At 32.2% G+C, this 14,031-nt stretch carries 17 protein-coding genes; 6 read left to right on the top strand and 11 right to left on the bottom strand.

Annotation, left to right across the window (positions count from 1 at the left end; genetic code table 11):
- Window positions 1-21 precede the first annotated feature (21 nt).
- From C5F47_RS03095 to C5F47_RS03085, 3 genes are all read left to right on the top strand, one after another.
- Entirely contained in the window at window positions 22-1,182 is a 1,161-nt protein-coding gene (locus tag C5F47_RS03095; protein ID WP_179361444.1) for a TrmB family transcriptional regulator, read from the top strand.
- A gap of 356 nt (window positions 1,183-1,538) precedes the next feature.
- Window positions 1,539-2,540, top strand: a complete 1,002-nt coding sequence (locus C5F47_RS03090) for an acyltransferase (protein ID WP_218841256.1) — start codon at window positions 1,539-1,541, stop codon at window positions 2,538-2,540.
- Between the two features lie 76 nt (window positions 2,541-2,616).
- Window positions 2,617-2,973 carry a hypothetical protein gene (locus C5F47_RS03085; protein WP_179361443.1) on the top strand — a complete coding sequence of 119 codons (357 nt, stop codon included), beginning with the start codon at window positions 2,617-2,619 and terminating at the stop codon, window positions 2,971-2,973.
- Between the two features lie 17 nt (window positions 2,974-2,990).
- Here the strand turns inward: C5F47_RS03085 and C5F47_RS03080 are convergent, their stop codons facing one another.
- A complete protein-coding gene (locus C5F47_RS03080; RefSeq protein WP_179361442.1) occupies window positions 2,991-3,518 on the bottom strand; it encodes a hypothetical protein in 528 nt (175 codons plus the stop codon).
- A 32-nt stretch (window positions 3,519-3,550) separates the two neighbouring features.
- Window positions 3,551-3,913: a DUF6659 family protein gene (locus tag C5F47_RS03075; RefSeq protein WP_179361441.1), complete on the bottom strand. Its 363-nt coding sequence runs from the start codon at window positions 3,911-3,913 to the stop codon at window positions 3,551-3,553.
- Between the two features lie 341 nt (window positions 3,914-4,254).
- Between C5F47_RS03075 and C5F47_RS03070 the strand changes: the two genes are divergently transcribed.
- On the top strand, window positions 4,255-4,788 hold the full coding sequence (locus C5F47_RS03070; RefSeq protein ID WP_179361440.1) for a hypothetical protein: 534 nt from the start codon (window positions 4,255-4,257) through the stop codon (window positions 4,786-4,788).
- A 24-nt stretch (window positions 4,789-4,812) separates the two neighbouring features.
- On the opposite strand, the gene C5F47_RS03065 is transcribed toward C5F47_RS03070, so the two are convergent.
- From C5F47_RS03065 to C5F47_RS03045, 5 genes are all read right to left on the bottom strand, one after another.
- A complete protein-coding gene (locus C5F47_RS03065) occupies window positions 4,813-5,199 on the bottom strand; it encodes a DUF6659 family protein (protein WP_179361439.1) in 387 nt (128 codons plus the stop codon).
- 8 nt (window positions 5,200-5,207) lie between these two features.
- A complete protein-coding gene (locus tag C5F47_RS03060; RefSeq protein ID WP_179361438.1) occupies window positions 5,208-6,065 on the bottom strand; it encodes a CBS domain-containing protein in 858 nt (285 codons plus the stop codon).
- Window positions 6,066-6,079: 14 nt separating this feature from the next.
- Window positions 6,080-6,496, bottom strand: coding sequence for a universal stress protein (locus tag C5F47_RS03055; protein ID WP_179361437.1), 417 nt, complete (start codon window positions 6,494-6,496; stop codon window positions 6,080-6,082).
- A 137-nt stretch (window positions 6,497-6,633) separates the two neighbouring features.
- Complete coding sequence (locus C5F47_RS03050; protein ID WP_179361436.1) at window positions 6,634-7,440, bottom strand: hypothetical protein; 807 nt, start codon at window positions 7,438-7,440, stop codon at window positions 6,634-6,636.
- An 87-nt stretch (window positions 7,441-7,527) separates the two neighbouring features.
- Complete coding sequence (locus tag C5F47_RS03045) at window positions 7,528-9,405, bottom strand: hypothetical protein (RefSeq protein WP_179361435.1); 1,878 nt, start codon at window positions 9,403-9,405, stop codon at window positions 7,528-7,530.
- Window positions 9,406-9,624: 219 nt separating this feature from the next.
- On the opposite strand from C5F47_RS03045, the gene C5F47_RS03040 reads away from it, so the two are divergent.
- The gene (locus C5F47_RS03040) at window positions 9,625-10,845 is read left to right on the top strand and encodes a cation:proton antiporter (protein WP_179361434.1); all 1,221 of its coding nucleotides are present in this window, start codon (window positions 9,625-9,627) and stop codon (window positions 10,843-10,845) included.
- A 7-nt stretch (window positions 10,846-10,852) separates the two neighbouring features.
- Here the strand turns inward: C5F47_RS03040 and C5F47_RS03035 are convergent, their stop codons facing one another.
- Window positions 10,853-11,290, bottom strand: a complete 438-nt coding sequence (locus tag C5F47_RS03035; RefSeq protein ID WP_179361433.1) for a metal-dependent transcriptional regulator — start codon at window positions 11,288-11,290, stop codon at window positions 10,853-10,855.
- A 146-nt stretch (window positions 11,291-11,436) separates the two neighbouring features.
- Here C5F47_RS03035 and C5F47_RS03030 point away from each other — a divergent pair, with 146 nt between their 5' ends.
- Complete coding sequence (locus tag C5F47_RS03030) at window positions 11,437-11,808, top strand: carbonic anhydrase (RefSeq protein ID WP_179361432.1); 372 nt, start codon at window positions 11,437-11,439, stop codon at window positions 11,806-11,808.
- Window positions 11,809-11,815: 7 nt separating this feature from the next.
- On the opposite strand, the gene C5F47_RS03025 is transcribed toward C5F47_RS03030, so the two are convergent.
- From C5F47_RS03025 to C5F47_RS03015, 3 genes are all read right to left on the bottom strand, one after another.
- The gene (locus tag C5F47_RS03025; protein ID WP_179361431.1) at window positions 11,816-12,121 is read right to left on the bottom strand and encodes a hypothetical protein; all 306 of its coding nucleotides are present in this window, start codon (window positions 12,119-12,121) and stop codon (window positions 11,816-11,818) included.
- A gap of 491 nt (window positions 12,122-12,612) precedes the next feature.
- Window positions 12,613-13,269, bottom strand: a complete 657-nt coding sequence (locus C5F47_RS03020) for an EMC3/TMCO1 family protein (protein ID WP_179361430.1) — start codon at window positions 13,267-13,269, stop codon at window positions 12,613-12,615.
- 22 nt (window positions 13,270-13,291) lie between these two features.
- Window positions 13,292-13,453: a DUF1059 domain-containing protein gene (locus C5F47_RS03015; protein ID WP_179361429.1), complete on the bottom strand. Its 162-nt coding sequence runs from the start codon at window positions 13,451-13,453 to the stop codon at window positions 13,292-13,294.
- Between the last annotated feature and the right edge of the window lie 578 nt (window positions 13,454-14,031).

Genomic DNA, 14,031 nt, shown 5'->3' with positions numbered 1-14,031 from the left:
AATAACAAATCAAGTAATATTATGATAAATGAGCACGTTTTAACAGTCAGCCTAGAAGAATTTGGGTTAAGCAAGTATGAAGCCCAAGCCTATGTAGCACTCATTGCAAAAGGTACTATTTCAGCAAGTGAGTTAGCCTATTATTCTGAAATTCCACGAACAAAAATCTATCCAACATTATTAAAATTAGAAAATAAAAAACTAGTCATCATTTCAAAAAGTAAACCCATTATGTGTACAGCTATTGCTCCAGAAGATGCATTTGATGGAATCATCCATGAGCAAATTAACAAAGTAAATGCAATGAACGCTTTAATTTCTAACTTGAAGAAAGCAAGTGAGGAAAGCAGAAAGTCTAGAGGTTCAGAAGAAAAAAGATATTTTCATTTGAGTGCAAATAATGTTTTATTACAACTTCAAACAATGATTGAAGGTTCAAAATCATCAATCAAGATCATGACTGATCAATGGGGATTCGGATTGCTGGCAGAATGTAAAGAACAGATGTTATCAGTGTTACGTAGAAATTTAGACGTAAAGATACTTGTTGCTCCAACTCAAATTTGTTCTGAAGCATATAGGGCAATACCAGATGGAGTCGAAATTAGAGCCTCAGATATTGCACAAAATTGTTTCATTTTTGATGAAGCTGAATTAATGATGATAAATAATGACAATGGAAAAGGTGCCATCTTTTCATCTACTGAAATTTTAGGCATAAATCAAGAAAAAATGTTTTCAAATATTTGGAAAAACGCAATAAAGACCAAAGCTCTTGCAGACATGACAAAAGCAGAAGCCCAAGAAATTTATAAAATTATCAAAACAGTAAACGAATCTGGTTTGATGTATATGCTAAATTCTTCAATGGTATCAAAAAAACCAGAAGCTGACATGTTCAAACTGTTAGAAAAGAATGGAATTTCATTAAAAACAAAATCTCTAGACGATGTAATTGAGATAATGGATGCCGTAATGCAAATTACATGTTCAGGTCATGTTAATTTTAAAGCAAATACAAAAAACATTACAGTTGAATCTAAGCTAAATAGCGGACACTCATTGCCATGGGTATCTGTTTTGGATGGATGTCTACAAAAACAAGGATACAAGACTAGAACAATATATCAAAATAATTCAAACAAAGGTGAAAAAGTCCATATCAAAATAAGCAAAAGCTAGAAAACACACCTAGTTCCAAGAGTGGATTTGTATATGGAATTCAAGCCAAATGTAGATCCTAGAGCAAAACAAGACCAATTTAGAGCCAAATTTAGATTTTCAACACGACTAGTGGGTACGGATTGACTATGGTCGACCAGAGGAATAGTGATTTGATAGAAAGAATTTCTAGACCCAGACATTGAGCATATGTCGGGAAGAGCAACTCCAGCATCATACTAGTTGGATTTTTTCTTATTTTTCATTCACATTAGATTAGACAATGTATTAAAACAAAAAACAGGATTTGAATAGTCAAGTTTTTAAAAAAAAGAGAATTGATGAAGAATAGTGAAATTACAAGGAAATGAGGATTTATGAAGAAATTAAAAAATATTGCAAAAAATGCGATAGTGAAAAATTCTAAGATAGATGCATCAGAAATTATAATTCATGATAATGCAAAACTAGATGGAGTAATAATTAAAGCGAAGAAAGTAACTATTGACGCAGATAGCGTATTAACAGATTGTAAACTTTTTTCAGATGGAGAAATTACTATAGGCAAAAAATCAGAGATAAAAGAACAAGCAGTCATCAATTCATTCAAGGGAATTAGTATTGGAGATCGTTGTCTAATTGATAGAAATGTCTTTGTCGGAGGTATGCAAAGCGAAGAAAGTGAAATTGTCATAGGGAATGATTGCGTCATACTTTATCGAGCATATCTTAATCCAACAAAAAAGATCACTATAGAAAATAATGTTGGAGTTGGAGGATACTCTCAAATATTCACACATGGAGCATGGCAAAATGTTCTCAAAGGATACCCCAACAAATTTTCACCAATTACGATTAAAGATAATGCATGGATTCCATGGAATGTTATGATATTGCCAGGTGTGATAATAGGTAAAAATGCAATAATAGGTGCAGGGTCAGTAATTACAAAAAATATTCCAGACAATGTTTTTGCAGCAGGGAATCCAGCAGTCATTAAAAGTAAAAACATAAAGAAAAAAGAACCAAATGAAAAAGAAAAAAACAAAATAATGATAGAGATCCTAGAAAGTTTTCATAATTATGCCAAAAATTTTCTAAAAAATCCAAATAAAATTGAGAAATCCAATCATGGAAGTAATCAACATATCACTGTTTCATTTAAAGATAAATCACAAATTGCATATGCAATAAAATGGAACTCGACTCCCAAGAATAAAAAGACAATACTTGTATCATTTAAAATTTCAGAAAAAATTAAATCAATAAAAAAAATAGAGTGGATAGAACTAGATACTTTAAAATCAAATGTTACAAGCGATGCTGGAAATAGTTTTCAATCTTTTCTCAAGAGATTTGGGATTAGAATAAAAATATAATTTAAAACAAAATAATTAGATGTTAAAGTTAAGAGCAAATCAACATGTATTAAAACAAGAAAAATAGAATTAGGTCATGGGAATAAAAGAAAAATTTTCTAAAAAAACTAAACCAAATAAATCAACTAAAGACACAGTAAAAAAAGAACTTCATACTGAATTTGAGGAAGACAAAAAACAAGTTGTAGGACATGCAAAAAGAATCAAATCACTTTGGCGCAGCAAAGAAGTTCTTCAACTAAAAACTGAAGCAATAGTAGTATTATGGAAGAAAAAAGGATATGAGCCCCAATTTTTTGAAGAATTTGATAAAGTTACAAAAGAAGGCTATCAATTAGTGCTAATGGAAGGAGTGAAAGCCCTTGATGCAGGACCAATCGACATACAAATTGGAAGTTATTATTATTTTCAAAATAAAAAATATATCAAATAAAATTTTGAATTAATTTTCTAAATTTTAGAAAGGATTTTCTTTTTCTTTTCCTCAAATTCTTTTTTGGTGATTATTCCTGCCTTTTGTAAATCTCCAAGCTTTTTGAGCAAATCAAGATCTTTGTGTTTTGATGTTTTTAGTTGAGATTTTGCTTTCATTCCAGATTCAATTCCAGATTTTGTTTTCTTTTTTAATTTTGAACCCAGAATACTTCCCCTAGAGGCTAGTCTTTCACTTATTTCATAACCTTTTTTCTTTGCTTGTTTAATAATTTCTTCAGATTTTTCCCGAGTTACATCATCAACTAGTTTTCGTTTCTTTGCCATTGAACCAAGCTCTTTTGTTTTCTTTTTGGCAAGTCGAGATTGTAGTTTAAGATCTTTAATAATTTCATTTTTGGTTTTCCTTTTAAATCGTCTAGTATACTCTTCAATGACTAGAATAGGGAATGGGCTATACTCCACATCAAGATAGTATTTGATTATAGTATCATCGGGTAATTTTTTTAAATATTCTATAATTGATTTTTCAGATTTTAATTCCATATTACTAGTTCATTGTTTGCTCATAAAAAGATTCAATTTTGATTTTTGTAATATAGTTTGATCACTTGATCAACTATGAGATTGGTATCACATTCTTTTTCAGCACTTACAAGGAGTAAGTAATCATCACCAAGATAAAATGAGAATCGTTTAATCGTGTCAAATTCTGCTAACGTGTATTTTGTTTTACCAAGCATTTTTGCCATTTCTTTTCTAGATTTCCAGTCAAGGGTTGCTAAATTAACAAGTTCTTTTGATGCACGTTCTGAAAGTAAGCTTTCCACACCATCTCTCATCCCACCTCCTACCTTGACTGACCATTCATCAAATACAGTGGCAAAGCGGATTTTAGGGTCTACATCCAAAATTTGCTTACAAAAATTCTCATAATCCAATGATTATACGATGTATGACGAATTATTAGAGTTTTAGAAATTGAGATGCATGTTTAGGAAAATAACAACATTATTTGTCCAAAACTCCTTTTTCATGATTTTCAGATGCACATTTTAGAGAACAAAAGTCACTTTGTCGATTTTCAAATTCTTTTCCACAATTTTTACAGATTTTAGAAGTCAGTTTATTGAGCCTCCCCCAAAATGTTGTAAGTCATGAAACGACATAATCATACTTTAAATTCATAGGATTCGGGAAATGTAAGCTTTTCCATGTAAAGTAAGCATTCAGGCCATATTATCAGATGAGTATTTATTGAAAAAATACCCAGATAGAGCCAATGTCAGATAAGACTAAAGATGAAGTATTTAGTTTACGATTTACAAAAGACCATGCAAATTCAATAAAGAAACTAGCTCAAGAGCAAAATTTGTCACCTACCAAAACTGCAGAAAATATCATCAATAATCACATCGATGTCTTAGGTAAGTGCTTCAAACGTCAGGACATGATCATTCAGCGAAAAGAAATGAAACAATTGTACAACAGATTTGCCAAGGAAGAGTTAGATGAGTGGATTGAAACAAAATATCAACCAACGGTATCATGTATGCAGTTGTTCTCCCCAATGCTGAAATTTGAAGAAATGACCCAAACCATGTCTAGTTGGTTCAAGCAAAATGGACATCATTTGTATTATGATGATAACGAAGGTGTTAGAACCATAGTCTGTGCAAATAGCGACATGGGGTATAATTGGCTCTATGTCAATGGGATGATTTATTTCAAAATGTTCAATGATGCAAAACATGCTACTACTGATTTTAAATCAGATGAAGATGGTTTTGAATTTAAAGTAAAAATTCCTCAATAATTAAAATCAAATTCAAATTTACTCTTAATTTTCTCCCCACTGTCTATCAAGTTTTGAGAGAATTCTAAATGCAAATCGGTCAATATTGATGTGAGGTTCAGCAAGTATCATTACAGCCATATCAGAAATAGGGAAACTCATAATTACCACACGATCACGTCGGGATGCAGAATATTTTACATTGCCCAATTCAGAATTGAATTTTTTTCTTTTTGTTACTCGTGATGCTAATTCAACGCAAATGGTTTGATGTTGTTCATCAGACAAGCGCGAACATGTTCCTGGTTTGTAACCCCCAGCTAAAAGAGTACCTAATCCATCCAACAACCCTGCAAAAAGAATTTCAGGATCTTCTAAAATGTTCTTGCACTTTTCATTATATTCATCAAGATTTAATTTTGAATCACTCATGTGAAAAATTATTTAGAATTGTTATTTATGTAAATGGCTTTTAGAATATCAGTTTTAGATACTACACCACCGAGTTTACCATTAATCTTAACTCCAACACCATTAATTCTATTTTGAATCATTTCTTCACAAGCTACTGTAAGATCTTCATCAAAATTCACAGATTCAAAAGTTTTAGTCATTACATCTTTTGCTTGTATAGTATTTCCAAATCCTGAATCAGAAAGGAATCCTTTTCTTGTAAAAACTATAGAGATTGCAGGATCAGAAGTATCTAAAACAGAGTCGGTATTGCCTTGCTCTAATGCAACATGAAACAAATCACGAAATGTCATGATTCCTTGCGGTTCATTATTTTCATTTTTTATAAAAAGTCTAGATATTTTTTTGTCAATCATTTCAGATACTGCATGTCTAAGAGTTGAATCATGATTCATAGAGATGTAAGATATCGTCATCACATCTCCAACTGTGTGTGTTTTGGGATATTTTTGGACATAATGTTGAGCAATGTCAGTTTTTGTAATTATTCCAATCAACCCATGACTGTTTGATGTAACCCCCAAAGAGCCAATTTGTTTTTCAAGCATTATTTCAATACATTTCTCAACAGACATTGATTCATCTACAGAGGTAAGCATATGCATGATTTGAGATACAGGGATTTCATCAAGATTCTTTTCAGAATCATCTTCAAGTAAGAATAATCCAATGTCTTTTTCTGTGATTATTCCTACAGAAGTACCATTTTCAGTCACAATCAATCTGCTGATTTTGTTTTTCAATAGTTCTGAAATAGTATGACTTAGAGAGGATGTTTTTTCAATGGTAATTGGTTTTTTCAAAATGGAAATTAAATCAGACAATCTAGTTCTCCAAATTATTTAATCAAATATACTGGGATTTTGGACTTTTGAAGTACATGATTTGATACACTTCCAATCATATCTTTACTTGCAGTTCCTGAACCAGTTGTACTCATTACAATGTGATCAAACTTTCCTGTTTTTGCAGTATGTAATGTAACATGTCCTGGAGAGCCTCTTAGAATTTTTGTTGTAAATTTTACATTCTTGTTTCCTACACGTTTTTCTGCTTTTTTTAGAACAATTTTTGCGTCATCTACCAATTGTTTATCAAATGCCTTTGTTCTTGGCCCTCCATCAGCAACATGAGGAATTACATTGATGGCAGTAATGTGGCCATGTGTAAATCCGGCAAGAGTAACTGCTCTATCTAGGGCTTCAAAGGATTTTTTCGAACCATCTACTGGAACTAGAATTTTATTAAGATCCATATAGAAAAAAACACAAAAACATCCCATATTAAGAGTAAAATTGATTCTCAAAGAAGGAATTGAACGTTTGAAATTATTATTCTAAAATTATTTTGATTCTTTACTTTTGAAATTATAAAATAAATAAAAAAAGAATACTATTCAGTACAAGGACCGATAGTGTCACCGTGTTTTTCGATGTGTTTTGCAACAGACTTTACAGAAACTGATTTTGTCTTTTCTTTATGACAGATGTCTAGTTTGCCATCTTCAGGAACTTGATCAGTAACTAATACTGTAATCTTAGATTTTGCTACTTTTTTCCCTTTTTTTCCATCATCTTCTAAAACAGAAAGGGAAATTTTGTATGCTTCACTATCTACAGGGATATCAAGAAAACCAAATCCAATGTTCCAAGACTGTTGAGATAGAATTATTGGTCCAACAGGATTTGCATTAATTCCACCCAAATCAAAATCAAGTTTGAATTTATTTTTCTCGGCATCTTTAATTTCTAATACCACATCAAAGTCTTCCAAATTACTTGTGGATAGATCTTTTCCTAGTTGTGTTTCAAGAAATTCAGTACCAGAATCAATACTAAAGTCAAAATTCCATGCCCTAAGACCAGGTGTAGATTCTCCTGTTGGAACAATGTAGACATCTTTTATTGGTTCAATTGGACCATCAAATCTGTCTTGTGCTCTTAATCCAACTTGGATTGTTGTATCTTTCTTGTCCTTAGTTTCTACTGCAAAGTTTCCTGCAATTTGTCCAGAACCTCCAATTGGAAATATTCCTGTAATGGGATTAATTGAAACATCTGAATCCCATACACTAACATCAGTATTTTTTACTTTTTTTGCTTCGGCATCGTCGAGAGTTGTTGTTAACGTTAAACCAGTAACTAGTACTGTAATTGTAGCTAACATGAGAAGTTTTCTTCCAAATATTGTTTTAGTCATTAATTGTAAGATATTCTTATTTTAGTTAAAGATGATCTTGTGTGATCTTATGTAAGTAATTTCACGTAATTTTTTAAAAGATCAAAATCATCCAAATGAAAATTCATAGATTCCAGGTTCCATTTCAAGGTCAACCCCCAGAACTTGGATTATCGCATGTGGTGCTTCACCATCCTCGTAAGATTTGAACATACTGCCATCATCTGTAATCTCAATGGTCAATACACCAAATTCATCAGAACCAATAATTCTAACTTCAAGGCCACCCAAATCAAGAATTTCACCAGGTAAGCCAGTTCCAAGAGAACCAAATGTAGTAGATGCCAGATAAGGAGAATCATCAATTTCATCAGCAATTCCATCACCGTCAAAATCCTCATAATCTGTAAGAATATCAGATTTTGATGAAGTGATTTTTGATCCACTATCAGATTCTTCAATAGAAGCAGGACCAGGGTTCACATCAACAGGTGTAGATTCATCATCAGAGCCTCCCATCATCGCCTCATTTGTGAGAGGATCAGAATCGGTTCTATCTCTGAATTTATCAATTTCATCTTGACTCATAAACCAAGTTCCAACAAAAACTTCTCCAACTTTTCCAAAGCCACAATTTTCCTGATCAGGATCAACTATTCCTGTTTCACCATCTGCAGAAATAGCTTGAGCAGTTGGAGTGTGATAGTGCCATGCATCATCACATTCCCCAGACCATTTCCAAATAGTAAATTGAGAAATAGGGAATTGAATTCCATCAATAGTCAATGTTGTGATTTGAGATAATTGTTGCATTCCTCCTACATTAGATGAAGGTGTAGATACAATAGAATCAGATTTTAAATCAGTAATTAGTAATCCTTCTGCGAAACTAGTTGCAAATTCAAATGCCTCGAAACTTTTTGTGTCAACAAATTGATAAAGATCTCTAGAACCATCGGGATGAACAATTATTTTTGAAATTGTTGGATGGCCAGATTCCTGATAAGAAGTATGATACTTATCAATTGTAAATGAAAGTCCAAAGGGATCCATTGTCATTCCATTAGGAATATTGGTTATTCGAGAACCATCTGGAAAGAAAGTAGTTGATGACTTGTCTTCAAAAACAACTGTTTTTGAACCATCGGGATTAGTTACCGTAGTTGAGCCATCATCACCATCAATTTTATCCATAAATTTGGAATCCGAATCAAGCACTTTGTCCAATTCAGCCATCTTTTGATCAAACTTTGCCTGTCTTTCAGAAATTTCAGCCTGGATTTTGGCAGAATTTATTATTCCTTCAGCCATCAGATGACCAATAGAATTAACAATTTCTGAATCTGAAACTTGGCCATCACTCCAATATCCAAAAACATCTTTTTGATAAGTGGGAATTTTTGGTTCATCATTAGTTTCAATTACAAATGTGCCGCCAGGAGATACACCTGCAGCATGTTCTAATCCAGAATGAGATTTTACAAATTTATCCAATGGAATGATATCTTGGATGATTAGTGATTCAAGTGCATTAATTATATCACCATCAGAGATTAGTCCTTGTTTCCACCATTTTGCATTACTCTTGAACCAATCTGGAATTGAAGCATCATCAGAAGTATTTGTAATTGAAGGAGATGATGAAACATCATTCCATTTTTCTTTAAAAATTGCTTCTCGTTCCAACAAATCAGTTTCTGATTTTTCAAGTTTTGATTTATCATCATAGAGTTCTTCTAATTGCTCTTCAATATCTTCGATTTTATCATTAGAGACATCATTATTTTTAAGATCATTTAAAATTGATGATAATTCGTTAATCTGATTCTGAATAGTTTGAAGGTTATCTTCAAAAATTTTTCTTTGTTTATCCAATTGAATACGTTCTTTTTCTAATTCATCAATAGAATCTCCAAAAGATAATGGAGAAGAAAATAACCCTACAGCAATTAGGAAAACAATTGAATAAATCAAACTTTTTTGCAAGTAATTCAACACACGAAATCTAGATGATAAAAACATTATAGTCAAAACGATAAACGGACCCGACCGGGTTTGGGTCTGTGAAGTTCTATGTACGTTCCATTTCACGCAGATTCAGATATTATTTTGGAGATATAATTAGCACATACAGGCATGAGGATTAATCTCATATCTGCAAATTAGAATCATAGTTTTATTGGAAACCACATAAAATTCCAATAAATGGTGTCTGAGTTTGATGTAATTCCTACAATTATTGGTATTTTGTTTTTGGTACTTCCGGCATTACTTTTAGGTAGACTTTGTTCTCATTTTAAAATCCCCGAAGTTATCGGATATGTATTTGCAGGAATAATTTTAGGTCCTGCTGCTTTGGGAGGATTAATTCCAATTTTTGGTAGACCAATTGTTGAACTAAACCAAGTAATGTTAGCATTGTGGCAAATTTCTGGAATAGTCATTTTGTTTTCAGCAGGATTACATTTTACATTTCATGATCTAATTAAAGCAGGTACAAAATCTGCAATCATAGGAATAATGGGAGTCATTGTACCTCTTGTTACAGGATATTTTGTTTTACTTTGGATGGGTTATGAGTGGACAACTGCCGTATTTGTTGGAGCGACTTTAAGTGCTACAAGTATAGCTGTATCTGTAATTATTTTAGAGGAATTAGGAAAGGAAAAAACCAAAGAAGGGAATATTTTGGTAAATGCAGCAGTGTTAGATGATGTTTTAGGTCTTGCCATATTTTCTGCAATAATTTCGTTAGTCACACTAAATACAATTCCGACAATAGAATCAATTGCCATTACTACAATTACACAAATTGGATTTTGGATTTTGATATTACTTGGAGCAGTTTACATTTTACCCAAAATTGTACATGTAGCTTCTAAAACACATCCTTCAACACTTGAAGCAAGAGGTACAAGACAAGGTATTGCATTAGGATCAGCATTTGGTTTGGCAGCTATCGCATCTAGTGTAGGGCTAAATCCCATAGTAGGGGCTTTTGCAGCAGGGATGGGGCTTGCAGGCTCAAAATTAGCAATTCAAGTACGAGAATTTGTTGGAAGATTAAAGGTGGTTGTAGCACCGTTATTTTTTGCAATAATAGGAGCTCATGTTGACATCACACAAATATCATCAATCAACTGGATTTTGTTTGTAGTGATTTTGGGACTGGCAGTATTTTCAAAAGTTCTTGGGTGTGGAATTCCTGCATCTGTTCTTTTGAAAAACAAGAAAAAAGGATTACGAATTGGATATGGGATGGTGGCACGAGGTGAAGTGGCATTTATTGTTGCAGGAATAGGATTGGCTTTTGAAGTACTTTCAGATGAGATTTACTCCACCATAGTTTTTGTAATATTGGCAACAATATTCATCGGTCCTATTTTACTGAGAAATGCATTCAAGTCAGAAATTTCTAAATCTTAAATTTTGATTATTGTTGACAACAGTCGCCCATAGGAATTTCATGGTCATGTGGACATTTTCGTGGATGATTTAGCATTGTGCACAGAGCATCTGTAAATTGTTTTTTCATGTGATGTTCAATTCCACAAACCATTTCTTCATCAATTTCTACTTTGAGTGCACTGTCCATGAGAACTTCCAACAGTCTGCTGTTTCTCATCATACTTGCACCAATTTCTTGACCTTCTTCTGTCAATTTTACTCCTGCTTTGTTGTAAGAAACTAAATTTTTAGCATTTAATTTTTTAAGCATTTGAACAACACTGGGTTGTCTTACATTCAGCATGTTGGCTATGGTGCTAATTTTAACACCTTCTCTTCTTTCTTTGAGATGCCAGATTGCTTTTAGATACATCTCTATATGTTCTGCATCCGCAGTTCCAACAAATAGAGTTTCATCAGTCATAACATATCACCTAAATATTTTTTTAGAGTTTTCTCCAATGTTCCAAAATATGTTTTCATAATATATACAATAACTAACAATGTTAATGTAATAATTAACAATGTTAACTCAACTTTATAACAATGCCATTATCACGTTAATATAAAATGAGTTCAAAATTTGGAACCGCAATTAATTGTCTTGATGGACGTATTCAACTTCCAATTAACCAATGGTTAAAAACCAATTATAATGTAGATAATGTAGATACAATTACAGAGCATGGGGTAGTAAAATTATTTACAAACAATAATGAATGTTCCAAAATTCACTCAAAAGTACTCCATTCTATAAATGAAAGTAACTCTCAAATTATACTAGTATCTGCACATCATGATTGTGAAGGAAATCAAGTTTCAAAAGATGAACAAATAAGACAAATCAAAAATGCAATCTCAAAAATAAAATCATGGGAATTACCCGTACCAATCATTGGCATATGGATCAATGAACAATTTCAAGTTGAAATAATTGAATAATAAAATATTAAGATTTTCTTATTTTTTCTATAGCCTTTGAAAATTCGTTTAAAGGTACGATTTTTACAGTACTAGTAGAAGATATTCCCACATCCATACACATTGTTTCAATGTCATGTGCACTTTTGGCGTCAAGAATGATTATCCACTCATGTTCTAAAACAGACATGTAAAATGCGATTAGTTTGTTTATGTTATGATTTTTGATACTCTTTTTCAGCTTACTTTCAATTTTAAGGAAAGTTGTTTTGCTCTTTTTATTATTTAGAGGACAAGATTCAGGGCTATGTACTGCAAAAACTCCAAAAAGCATACAAATTATTTAGAATATAATATTATTAAACTTTAAAAATTTGAAAAATCAATAAAATGTCTTTAAAAAAATATCAAATCAACTGACTACCCCAAAATAACAAATCCTAATAGTGCACCACTACAAATGACAGTACCAATAACCATTAATTTTCTTCGTGAAGGTTTGTTCATTTGCAATATCTGTAAAGTAGGTTATGAGCATATACACAATGATTAACATTGTTAAGTATAATGTAGAAGCCAAAAATGACAGTTTGGATGGAATAGGATGAATTGAATCCTAGGACTTAGCAAGAGGCATATCCATTCTAGGAATTATGCTAGTTGGCTATATTGACTTCTACATTACGAAGAAAATGAACATTTTGATATTTAGTGTTCACTTAACATTGTTAATTATTATCTAAATACTGGATTCCTCATAATTATTGTGGCGAGAACAGTTCATCTTTGAAAATATTTCTGCTTGTTCGTTTAACAGTGTTCTCGCTAAGACAAATTCATTGAAGTCTTTGTCAATTTCATGATTATTCCACTAAACGATATAGATGATAGAAAATACCATGCCCATAAGTAAAGTGCATTTTCTTTACCAAAACAAATATGCTCCACATCCAATGCTTGTTCTGCAGTACATGTGAGTTGGAATAAATCTCCCGGAATTACATTAAGGGAGATTGGAGAGAATGCAACAGTATAGGCAAATAACTGGGGCAACACAAGATAAAATATCAAAATTAAGGGAACAAAAGTAATCATCATTGGTCTCATATTCATCTGCATCATCTCCATGGACATTTTGTTCATGTAAGATGATTTTTTACCCAACTCTGCAATCTTTGCTTGATCCTTTGCTCGCATTGCAGCCATTCTTTCTTTTTGCCAACCACGAGTTTCTTTCATGATTCGTGAAAGCTTGTCTTGATCAACCATCTTCTTTCTGACCAAAGAATTGAAAATATTGAGAAGGATTCCAAACCCTGTTACTCCAAATAGAGTTAGAATTACCCCCTTTACTATCGGGTCATCACTTCCTAATGCCTGCCTATTTTGACTCAAAAATGAGAAAATCCCTCCATCATCCCCTTGAAGAAATACATTATCAAGGAAAAACAAGATGAAATTGTAATCTAAATAATCAATCATGCAATGCTCACCTCATCATTGTTTATGATTTTCTCAAAATGAACTGCATTAGAGACTCTTTGGAATAGTCTATTCCATGTTCTTCATCAGTATGTTTTCCAAAGTCGTCAAGTACTTTCTCTACTTCGCCTTCAACTACAAAATCACATTCAAAACCATAATCATTGCACTTTAATTTTACCAATTATGATTTTTCTAAATTTGCACGTAATATACTTCAGTTAACAATGTTAACTCTTGAAATATAATAAAAATAATGCAGAAGCAGTAGGAAATTACCGTGTCTTAGGTGTAAATGAACCTATCATAATAATTCATAATTCTATATTTCCTCTCTGGAGTGAGTTGCCTCTGCATTAAGTTTAATCAGATTTCAAGATATTTAATTTTCACTTAACAATGTTAAGGAAATATTTTTCCTAGAATGTTTATTTCTTGATTTAGTTCTAAGACGAACCCCACAACAAGGACATCTTAAATCATTAGTTTTTACAAAAACTGAACACATTGAACATCTTTTATGTCCTGATTGGTATATCGCCCCAGTAGGAACCCTATCTGTCTGCAATGTTTCGCATATTCCCTTACAGCAAAAAGTCATTTCTAGGGAAATCTACTCCTTCCGATTTGAAATTTTTCTAATCTCCACCAATCTTTATTTTTCTTATCTGCAAGATTTTCTTCTTCAGCATCTTCTTGTTCTGTCATGCGTTGCAATTGGATTGAATTTGTAATAAAACTAAATTAACAATGTTAAGTATT

This window comes from Nitrosopumilus cobalaminigenes, from assembly GCF_013407145.1.
Lineage (GTDB): Archaea > Thermoproteota > Nitrososphaeria > Nitrososphaerales > Nitrosopumilaceae > Nitrosopumilus > Nitrosopumilus cobalaminigenes.
This window is presented reverse-complemented; position numbering and strand designations above follow the sequence as displayed.